This window comes from Chryseobacterium sp. BGARF1 (genome assembly GCF_001677955.1).
Lineage (GTDB): Bacteria > Bacteroidota > Bacteroidia > Flavobacteriales > Weeksellaceae > Chryseobacterium.
The window spans coordinates 1-221 of sequence record NZ_LELA01000260.1 but is presented as its reverse complement, the minus strand read 5'-3'; the positions used below and the strand labels follow the sequence as shown (position 1 = coordinate 221).

General features: G+C 40.7%; 1 protein-coding gene. It reads right to left on the bottom strand.

What is annotated here, in order from left to right; translation table 11 throughout:
* On the bottom strand, nt 1-221 hold a 221-nt coding region (locus AB671_RS21940), incomplete at both ends, for a transposase (RefSeq protein WP_185114130.1).

Below are 221 nucleotides of genomic sequence, written 5' to 3'. Positions count from 1 at the left end.
GTTTGGTAGGTGCAGTATAAATATGTTTCATATCTGCAGAAAACTCTTTCCTGTCCTTCCAGACTACATATTTGCAGGCATTTCTGATCTGATGAACTACGCAAATCTGAGTTTGAGACTCAGGAAAAACACTGCGTATGGTCCCAGTAAATCCATTGAGATTATCTGTAGCTGTAATGAGGATATCTTCTACGCCGCGGGCTTTGAGATCGGTTAAAACA